The sequence below is a fragment of the Limnohabitans sp. 2KL-51 genome (assembly GCF_003063645.1).
Classification (GTDB): Bacteria; Pseudomonadota; Gammaproteobacteria; order Burkholderiales; family Burkholderiaceae_C; genus Limnohabitans_A.
The window spans coordinates 1-10,659 of sequence record NZ_NESJ01000037.1; the positions used below are offsets into that span (position 1 = coordinate 1).

Sequence of the window (10,659 nt, forward strand, 5' to 3'; positions counted from 1 at the left end):
GTAGCGTGCTGGGCAACGACACCGGCACCAGCCCCACCGTGACCGGCATTCAAGTGCTCAGCGCCAGCACGGCTACGGCCGTGAACGCTGGCACCAACAGCACCAGCGGCACCTCCATCACGGGGCAATACGGCACCCTCAAAATGGGCGCAGACGGCAGCTACGTCTACACCGTGGACAACGCCAACGCCAATGTGCAAGCGCTGCGCACCAGCAGCCAGACCCTGACCGAAGTCTTCACCTACACCGCCACCGATAGCTCTGGCAGCAAAACCGCCAGCTTGGCCGTTACTGTGCAAGGCGCCAACGACGCGCCCACCGTGGTGGTGCAAGAGGCGGACAAAGCGGCCACGGTCGGCAATGCCCTGACCCCGTTCAGCATTGCCAGCAACTTTGCCGATGTGGACAGCACCGCCAACGGCGAAACCGCCACCTACACCGCGACGGTGGGCGGCGCAGCGCTGCCCAGCTGGCTCAGCTTCAATGCCGCCACCGGCACCTTCAGCGGCACGCCCACCGCCGCGGGCACCACCACCGTCACCGTCACGCGCACCGATGCGGGTGGCCTGTCGGTCACCGACACCTTTGACATCGTCACCACCTTGCCCGTGATCGCCACCACCGTCAGCTTCAGCAGCATGACCAAGGACAGCGGCACCGCGGCCAACGCCGACTGGACCACCAACGATGGCAGCACGGGCCGCTTGCTCTCGGGCGACATCAGCGCCCCTCTGGCCACGGGCGAAGTCGTCAAGGTGTATGCCAACGGCGTGCTCGTTGGCAACGCTGTGGTCAATGGCACCAAGTGGGAGATCACCGACCTGAAGGGCTACAACGCCAACTGGACCTACACCGCCCAAGTGGTCGGCGCAGCCAGCAACACCGGCCCCATGTCGGCCAACCGATTGGTGACGCTGGACGCCACCGAAGCCCCGCCGGTCATCACTGGCGTGTTCGACAACGTCAACACCACCACCACGATTGCAGACAACGGCACGACCAACAACACCCTGACCACCGTCAGCGGTACGGCTGGCGGCGGGACTGCGGCCGCTGGTGCCAAGATCTACCTGTACGACAACAACTACACCACCTTGGTCGGCACGGCCGTGGTGGATGGCAGTGGCAAATGGTCTGTGACTTCACTGACAGGCACCTTTGGCGGCAGCAACACCTTTGCGGCGGTGCAGGTCGATCCGCAGGGCAACCTGAGTTTGTTCTCGAACCTGTGGACTGTCCGAACGTCATCCAATGTGCTTGTGAACGGCAATTTTGCGTCGACTGGAGGATTCACCTCTTCACTGACCGAAGTATCTGCATCTACATCGCCTTTTGGTGGGGACACTTACCGCATCGTGACCGGGACCGATGCCAACAATGCAGTTACGCCTTTGAACGCCACCACAGGCACCACCACCAGTCCCGTGGCTTATGGCAATGGTCTTGGCACTTGGAGCAAGCTTTTCAAGGATGGAACCACTCAAACCGACGCGGGCAATCCGAATGGCATCTTTACCGCTACCGGAAAAGTCATGCAAGGCCAAATCTATGTCGGCCGTGAAACGGTGATTTGGGCCACTACAGCAGCGGTGGAAGCCGGCAAAACCTACCAGTTCAACATGGACTATCAGAGTAATTGGTTCTCTGACGAGCCATTGAACTTGACCATCGACGGAGCCACCATCAACTTCACCACCAATGGTGCCGGTCAATTCTCAGAGGCAGGACGGTTGACGGTGACCTACACCGCGCCGACCACCAAAACAATCAATTTGAGTGTCCAGGGCAATCACTATGGCTCCTCTGGTGGCGACTTTTTGCTCGGCAATATCAGCTTCAATGTCCCCGATGTGGTCAACACCATTGTGGCCGGTGGCAGTTTTGCTGGTGCCACAGGCAATCCAGATAACCTGACTTATACGGCAGGTGCTATGGACGCACTGGCCAGTGACGACACCATCACCGCCACCAGCACCGGTTTGCAAGCCACCCTGGCCGCAGGCGGCATGATCAGCGGCGGCGCGGGTCTGGACACCCTCAAACTGGCCGCAGGCACCATCCTCAACCTGGGCAGCTTGACCACCAACCAGACGGTGCGACCGATCCAGCAGGTCGAAATCATCACCATGCAGGGTACGAACTCGATCCTGTCGATGACGGCCAACGACGTGCTGTCTCTGGGGGCCAGCAACACCGGCTCGGCCAGTGCCAGCAACACCAGCACCATGGCGCCTTACAGTTTTGACACCACAGCGCAAAACACCATCGGCAACGGTCCCACAGCGGTCACGCCCACCGGCTCTACCAGCAGCGCGGGCAAGGTCCAGATGGTCATCAACGGCGTGACGGGCGATACCCTCAACCTGAACAAACTGGCCACCGACGGTGTGGTCACCTCAGGTGCAGAGGGCAACACCGGCCTGGAAGGCTTCTGGGCCTACAAAGGCGAAGTCACCATCAACAGCACCGTCTACCGTGTGTATGACCACAGCACCACGCAAGCCCAGGTGCTGGTCGATGTGGACGTGACCATGAACGTGGAAACGCCCGCCGCTCAGGCCTTGGCCTTGAGCAACGACACTGCTAACGCCGTCGAGGCTGGCGGCACGGTCAATGCCACCGCGGGCACCAACCCGACGGGCAACGTGCTCGGCAACGACCAGGGCGCATCGCCCACGGTCACGGCCGTGCAATTGGTCAGCAACGCCAGCGCCACGGCTGTGGCGGCAGGTACCAACAGCAGCACGGGCACCGCTATCACCGGCCAGTACGGCACTTTGCGCATGGGCGCAGACGGCAGCTACAGCTACGCGGTGGACAACGCCAACGCCACGGTGCAAGGCCTGCGCACGGCCAGCAACACCTTGTCAGAGGTGTTCACCTACACCGCCAACGACGGCACCGGCCCCAAAACGGCCAACCTGGTGGTCACCATCAAAGGCGCCAACGACGCGCCCACCTTGGTGGTGCCAGAGCCCGACAAAACAGGCTTGTTGGTCGGCACCGCCATCAGCAGCTTCAGCATTGCGGGCAACTTTGCCGACGTGGACAGCACCGCCAACGGCGAGACGGCCACTTACAGCGCATCGCCGTTGCCAGCGGGCATCACCTTCAACGCCGCCACCGGCACCTTCAGTGGCACGCCCACCACGGCGGGCACCACCACGGTCACCGTCACCCGCACCGACGCGGGCGGCCTGACCGTGACCGACACCATTGACTTTGTGATTGGCGACGTCATCACCAAGACGGTGGCCTTCAGCTCCATGACCAAGGACAGCGGCACCCTGGTGGGCGACAACGACAACTGGCTGACCGCAGACGCCAGCGCGGGCCGACTGGTCTCGGGCACGATCAGCACCGCCTTGGGCACCAACGAGGTCGTAGAGGTGTATGCCAACGGCACCAAAATCGGCAACGCCCGCGTGGTGGGCCAGGCCTGGGACATCACCGACCTGAACAGCTACGCCACCAACCCCAGCTGGACCTACACCGCCAAAGTGGCCAACCCGACCACCAGCAGCAGCGGCGCGACGGCCACGCAAGTGGTGACCACCGACTTCACCGTGGACGCACCGGTCATCACCGGCGTGTTCGATTCCGCCGTGGCAGGCGCAGCCACAGTGGCCCACAACGGCAGCACCACCTCGCCCCTGGCCAGTGTGTCGGGCACGGCCTCGGCCAATGCCTTGGTTTACCTGTACGACAACACCTCCACCAACCTGGTGGGCACGGCGATTGCTGATGCCTCGGGCAACTGGACGGTGTCGGGCTTCGGCGTCTTGCCTACAGCCAACACCTTTGCAGCCAAACAAGTGGACGTGCATGGCAACGAGAGTGTCTTGTCCAACCTGTGGAGCGTGAACACCACCGGCAGTGGTGGTTTCAATGGCAGTTTTGATTCAGGCATCGAGACCGGTTTTGCGACCGATCTGAAATTGATGACGGCGGCTTCGAGTTTCAACTATGTTCAACAACGGCATGGCTTTGCCATCCTGAACGAACCGATTGCCTATGACTTGAACGGTAACCCCCAAACGGTGTTGGCCACGTTGACACAGTCGGCGGCCACAACGTGGAACGGTGTGGACACTTGGTCAGAAAAAATCTATGCGCCGGGTGCCTCTGTGGGAGTTTCGGAGTACGAAAAAAGCTATTACACCTTCCTCAGCTTGGCCAGTGGCAAGATTTTTTACGGCAGCTTGGACGGTGCCTGGATCTCCACCGGAGGCGGCGCAGCGGTGCAGGACAACTCCTACACCGGCATTGGCCAACAAAGCACCCTCTGGGGCTCCAAAGTCGATGTGGTTCAAGGTCAAACCTACCAGTTCAAGTTCGACTATTGGAACAACACATTCGGTTATGCCACGGAAGGCGCTCTTCCCCCTAATGGCGGCGATCGAACCTTCATCCAGGTGATGATCAATGGCACACAGGCCATGGTGACGCACAACAGCAGTACGGGCACGGTCACCGTCAACTACACCGCAACGTCAACCGGGTCCATCCCGATTGAACTGGCTGCTCACGGCTGGGTCAGTGCCGGCGATTTCGCGCTGGACAACATCTCGTTCGCGCAGACCACGCCGTCCAATGCGGCCAATACGTTGGTGGCGGGCAGCAATTCGGGCTACACAGACGGTGCCAATGGCACCATCGCCACCCCCCTCAGTTTCAGCGGTGGCTCGGTCAACGCCATGGGCGGCAGCGATGTGATCGCTGTGGCGGCCGGTGTCAACTTGCAAACCGCCTTGGCCACAGGCGGCAGCTACATCAATGGCGGATCGGGCGCAGACACCTTGGTGTTGAACGCAGGCACCACGCTCAACCTGCCGGCCCTGAGCAGCACCCAGACCGTGCAGCCCATTCAGCAGGTGGAAATTTTCAAACTGCAGGGCACCTCCACACTGACCTTGTCGGCCAACGACGTCCTCAGCCTGGGCGGCAGCCATGCCACCACCATGAGCGGTTACACCTCTTCGGGCAGCACGGGCAAAGTACAGCTGGTGGTGGAAGCCACCGGCACCGATGCCGTGGTGCTCACGCCCTTGAGCTTGGACAGCGTCACCACCAACGGTGTGGTGGGCAACACCGGATTGGCCGGTGTGTGGAGCGATGCGGGCACCACCACCATCGGCTCAAGCAGTTACCGTGTGTTCAACCACAGCACCACCGACGCCCAGGTGTTGGTGTCCGGCGGCGCATCGGTCAACCCCGCTGGCACCACCACAGCCTCGCAAGCGGTGGTCATCACCAAGGTCGAGAACTCAGGCGCTGCCGCCAGCTATGTGGAAGAGTTCAACAGCGGCACCAGCACCGTGGCAGGCAACTTGCGCAACGCGGCATCGCCACCCACCTATACCACCACCACCACCTCGAATACGCTGGCTACCGAAGTCTCTACGGCGGCTTGGGAGATCAGCACGATTGAACAGTGGGCCTCTTGGCAAGCCAACAGCAGCCGCAATCCTGTCAATGAACTCAAATTGAAAACAGGTGCGCTCGCGCCAGCCACGGCGGCCAACATCACCATTGACAACATGATTGGCACCGATGGCAGGCTGCAGCTGGGGCTGGACACCAATGAGTACCCCACAGGCTCCAATGACCCGCGCATCTACACCTTCACTTCCAAAACAGGTCCGTTCTCATCCGTGACTTTCAAGTCGTTTGGTTTGAACAACCTGATCAGCGGCACGGGCCTGACCACATCAACTTGGACCTACCCGCAGGTCGCGTTCTACGATGCAGACGGCAACGTGGTTCATCGTCAGGATTTCTTGACCTTGAATTCGTCCAGCAAGCTCGATGTCTTCACCTCGTCCTTGCCTGCGGGCGTCACGGCCACGTCCTTCGGGTTCATGACGCTCAACGCTGACCGCTGGTTCATCGATGAAATCAGCATGACCGGTGCTGCCAACGACATCGTGCCGCACCTGGGCACCACGGCAGACACCACGCACAAGATCTCGGGCACCTACGCCACCACGCTCAACCCGGGCGAAGTCATCAAGATCTACGACGCCACCGGCACCGTGCTGTTGGGCACCGCCGTGGTGGACCCTGACACCAAGACCTGGACCTTCGAGTCGCCCACGCCAGCGGCGGTGGGCACCCACCCCTATGTGGCCAAGATCGAATCGTCCGGTAGCGCCGTGGTCGCCACGTCCAACACCTACACCGTGAACATTCTGGGTGCAGGCCAACTGGACATCGCATCCATCAGCGCCGACTCGGGCACTGCGGGCGACTTCATCACCAACGACAACACCATCGTCTACAACGGCACCTTGCCCCAGGCCCTGGCCACCGGCGAAAAAGTGCTGGTGCAGATCTATGCCGCCGACGGCACCACCCTGGTGCGCTCCAGCGCAGTCAGCCCAGCAGCGGGCAGCACCACCTGGACATGGGACAACAGCGCAGCAACAGCCCTGCCCGACGGCAACTACGTGATCAAAGCCACCATCGTGGCCGCTGACGGCACGACCCCTGTTGCCTCGTACGGCGCACGCGGCACCGACACCCAACCGATGGTCATCGACTCTGCGCCACCGGCACAGACCGTCACCTTCACCAGCATGACCAAGGACAGCGGCATTGCCAGCGGCAACGCCGACTGGACCACCGCCGACGCCAGCGCTGGCCGCTTGGTCTCGGGCGCGCTCAGTGCGGCATTGGGTGCCAACGAGGTACTGGAGGTGTATGCCAACGGCGTGAAATTGGGCAACGCCACCGTGAGCGGCACGCAGTGGACCCTCACCGACCCGAACCCCTACAGCGCCAACTGGACCTACACCGCCAAGGTGGTGGACTCGGCAGGCGGCGCGGGCCCCACGGCCAGCCGCGTGGTGACGCTGGACAACACCGAGGCCGCAGCAGTGATCAGCTCGGTGATGGAGTCGGGCGCGTCAACGGCCATCACCGATGGTTCGGGCACCATGACATCGGCCAAAGTCATCACCACCGTGAGCGGCACAGGAACGGCGGGCGATGTGGTGTATGTCTACGACAGCAGCAGCACCAACCTGATCGGTTCGGCCACCGTGGCCGCAGGCGGCGCCTGGTCCATCACGGGCCTGACCCTGCCCGCCGGTGCGCACACCTTTGCAGCGGTGCAGCGCGACGCTTTAGGCAACATCAGCCCGAACTCCAACTTGTTCAAGTTGGCTGCGGGTCAGGTGAGCACTGCGGGCAACCTGCTGGCCGCAGTGAGGCTGGAAGAAGAGGGCGGATGGGCCTTTTCCCAAAGCAACATGACCAATACAGCCTTGAACTTCTATCCGGGCAAAGGCGTCAACTCCGGCCCTGGTTATGAAACCTTCCGTGTCTTCTTCAAAGAAGGCGGCATGTCCAGTGTGTCCATCACATTCTCTCAGTTACCCGATCTTCAATCATCGGCTGACAAAGTCCAGATCAGGTTCTACGATGCCAATGGCGATCTTCTGGGCATGATGCAAAACGGCTTTTTTGCTTCGTTGTTGACGATCAACAACACATCACCGCAGGTCTCCACTTTCAATTCGGGAACTTTCCTGAACGGCCAATTGGCTGCCCGCATGGAAATTTCAGCGGGCGTTTCCACGGCCTACACCATCAGCAATCTGGGCTTGACACCGGGTGACACCAACACCTTGACGGCAAACACCCCACTGGGTGTGGTGGGCACCTCTAGTGTTGATGCCATGACCTACAACGGCGGCGTCGTGTCTGGCGTGGGGGGCGACGACGTGATCACCGCCAAAGTGAGCACGGTGCAGGCCCAGTTGAGCGCAGGCGGCATCATCAATGGTGGCGCGGGTGTGGACACCCTCAAGCTGCAGCCCGGCACCACATTGGACCTGACCGCCATCACCGGCAATCAGACGGTCAAGAACATCCAGGATGTCGAAGTCTTCCAGATGCAAGGCCAATCCACGCTGACCCTGTCAGCCAACAGCGTGCTGTCTTTGGGCGCCACCGATCTGGCGGGCTACAGCTTCAGCGGCAGCAACACGGCAAGCGCTGGCAAAGTCCAGTTCGTGGTCCAGGGCACCGCTACCGACAAGCTCAACTTGAGCCATCTGGCCAGTGACGCCTTGGGCAGCAACACCGGCACCTTGCCTGGCGAATGGCAGGACAAGGGCACCGTCACCATCGGTGGTGTGGCTTACCAAGTGTTCGACCACAGCACCTCCAAGGCCCAGGTCTTGGTGGGGGGCGGCACACAAACGGCCGCCACGTCCAACGCTGTGACCATCAGCAGCATGACGCTGGACACGGGCACCGCCGGTGACTTCATCACCAGCAACGGCGCAGCAGGCCGCAGCGTGACGGGCACCATAGCCACCGCCTTGTCGAGCGGCGACCGTGTGGAGGTGTACGCCGATGGTGTGTTGATCGGCAATGCCACCGTCACAGGCACCAACTGGACCATCACCGACACCGCCGCGCACACCGCGAACTGGACCTACACCGCCAAACTGGTGACCGCTTCGGGCACCGCATCGGCCACCACCTTTGTTGTTTATGACGCGGTGGAAGCGGCACCAGCCATTACAGGCGTGACCGATTCCAAAGGCAATGCTGCGGCTTCGGGAACTTTGACGAGCGGCAACTTCTTGTCGCAAACCGCGGCATCGGATACCGCCACCAGCCCCGATTTCGCCTTTTACATTGACCATGTCGGCCCTAACGGTTTGACCAGTGACAGTAACTTGACCACTGGCCCCAAGACGGTCAACCCCATTTACGGGATTAATTTGGCTTATGGACAAGAAGGCGGCATGTTTGATGCCCAAAACCCAACGGGTCCGGGCAGCAAAATCGAGATGGCCAGTAAAAGCCTGATGACCTTGACCAAGGGGCAGGCCTACACGTTCTCCTTTGACGCCCATGCTGGCGGCCAGAACATTGATCCAACCCTTCCTGTTCTGTCTTACGCTACACAGATCAAATGGGTTTTGTTGGATGCCAACGGTGTCCAACAAGCGGATGTGACCCCTTGGTATTCAGGCCCTGGCCGAATCGAAAGAAATGCCAGCGCCTATGGTGAAGCCATTCGCTTGAACTCTCGCACTGACAGCCAGGCTTATGGGGATGCGTTCGTGAATTACCAAACGAATTTCCTCAGTGACTTGCCCACAGGTCAGTACCGTCTGGCGCTGGCGTATGAAGGGGGTGGCACGAACGTGATGATTGACCGTACTTACTTCGGCGTTGCCAAGAACCCGATCAACTCGGTCTCGGGCACAGGCACACCGGGTTCGTTGATCCAGCTGTACGACAACGGCGGCACCACCGTCATCGGTTCGACCACCGTGTCGGCCGATGGCACCTGGACAGTCAACGGCCTGAACCTGGCCGCAGGCACGCACAACTTCACCGCCAAGTCCACCGACGGCGCGGGCACTGTGAGTGCGACATCCGCTGCCTTCAACGCCACCGTGACCCCCGTGGTGCTGGACCTGAGCGGTGATGGCCAGATCGGCTATAGCCAGATCAAGATGGACCTCAACACCGACGGCGTGCTGGACACCACCGCCTGGGTGGCTGCACAAGACGGTTTGCTGGTGCACGACATGTACGGCGACGGCTCGGTGCGCGAGAACAGCCAGTTCGCCTTTGCCCGCCACGGCGGCGAGACCGACTTGCAAGGCCTGGCCGCGCAGTTCGACAGCAACCTCGACGGCGTGTTGAACGCGCAGGACGTACAGTTTGGTGAGATGGCCGTCTGGCAAGACACCGACCAAGACGGCGTGGCCGACACAGGCGAGGTCAAGACCCTGGCCGACCTGGGCATCACCGCCCTGCAGCTCAACAGCGATGGCGTGGTGCGCGCACCTGCCGATGGTGTGACCGAAGCGGGCCACAGCTCGGCGCAGTTGGCCGATGGTTCCAGCATGCTGGTGAGCGATGCAGCGTTTGCCTACACGCTGGGCAAAGCTGAGGCGTCTGTCATCCCGGCCTCCGAGCCGGGATCCACCAACCCCGTCATCGCTTTCAAACTGAACGTAGCCGACGTGTTGGCGATGCCTGCAGACGCAAACGGCCAGCATGTGGTCCAGGTCAAGGGTGACGGCAACGACACCCTGAACCTGAGCAACGTGCTCGGCGCAGAGGCCCCCGGCGAATGGATTGCCACAGGCACGGTGCAACAAGACGGCGTGACGTTCAACACCTACAACTACAGCGCTGACACCAGCCTGCAAGTGATGGTGGACCAACACCTGCAAAACGTGACCTTGTCCTAAAAACGTAGGAGCCCACCCCGTGGGCGATGGGCGTGGCACACGCCCCAAAAACCATCGCGCACAGGGGTGAACTCCTACAAACAGTAGGTCATCCCGGGCCCTCTTAAATGTCACCCCGGCCTCCGAGCCGGGGTCCATTTCTCCTGTGGGCCACCGACGCCTTGGTCAGACAGTTAAAGCACCGATGTTTCAAATTGGCAGTGATGGCACTTGTGATGTTTTTGAAGAAAAAAACACAAATACTTGCAAATTATTCGAGGGGTATGCCAATTGGGGGTTTGTTGTTGACGAAATAGTAGATATCTTCAGTTTGAATTGATTAAACCATTAATTTCTAGAGCAAAGTGAAACCACTTTTTTCGTACTAATTTGGCTTTATCGACAAAAAACCGAGATTTATCCATGAAAAAATCAATAATCACAGTTTTTT

General features: G+C 60.6%; 1 protein-coding gene. It reads left to right on the forward strand.

Annotated features, from left to right (window positions below):
* Positions 1-5 precede the first annotated feature (5 nt).
* Positions 6-10,229, forward strand: a complete 10,224-nt coding sequence (locus tag B9Z49_RS21105; RefSeq protein ID WP_233254755.1) for a putative Ig domain-containing protein — start codon at positions 6-8, stop codon at positions 10,227-10,229.
* The last annotated feature ends 430 nt before the right edge of the window (positions 10,230-10,659 follow it).